The following is a 528-nucleotide window of genomic DNA, read 5'->3' as shown; positions in this document are numbered from 1 at the left end:
ATCAAAGCCTGCTTACGGCTCCCCGAGGCATTTCGTCGTTCGCCACGTCCTTCTTCGGCTCCTAGTGCCTAGGCATCCTCCGTGCGCTCTTACTTGCTTATCCTCGATTTTCCCGAAGGAATATCGTTTCCAAGCTCACAATTGCCACTAGATTGCTCTAGTTCTCGTTATCGTTTCGCTATCCAGTTTTCAAGGAACAAAATGTGTTACATTTGATGCTCACCGTTTTTAGCGGCAAGAGCTATCTTATCACATCCGCTCCCATGAAGCAACAACATAATTCTTGGAAGTTTCTTGCTATAAGATTGTTTTTGGTGGAGCCAAGCGGGATCGAACCGCTGACCTCCTGCTTGCAAGGCAGGCGCTCTCCCAGCTGAGCTATGGCCCCAAARTATGAAACTAAAAGTAACTATGGTGGGCCCTAGTGGACTCGAACCACCGACCTCACCCTTATCAGGGGTGCGCTCTAACCAGCTGAGCTAAGGGCCCTCAAAACTTCACGAAGTGAAGTTACTTCGGAAGCATAAT

Annotated in this window: 2 tRNA genes and 1 rRNA gene; all 3 read right to left on the bottom strand. The window is 48.8% G+C overall.

From position 1 onward, the window contains the following. Nucleotides 1-103, bottom strand: a 23S ribosomal RNA gene (locus AC1DWB_RS37180); the annotation flags it as partial. A 209-nt stretch (nt 104-312) separates the two neighbouring features. After that, nucleotides 313-388 (bottom strand) — tRNA-Ala (locus AC1DWB_RS37175). A gap of 24 nt (nt 389-412) precedes the next feature. Continuing rightward, nucleotides 413-489: transfer RNA gene (locus AC1DWB_RS37170), tRNA-Ile, on the bottom strand. Nucleotides 490-528: the final 39 nt, after the last annotated feature.

The sequence above is a fragment of the Paenibacillus sp. P4_E11 genome (assembly GCF_056401635.1).
The sequence above is the reverse complement of the archived record's forward strand: the minus strand, read 5'-3'. Positions and strand labels throughout refer to the sequence as shown.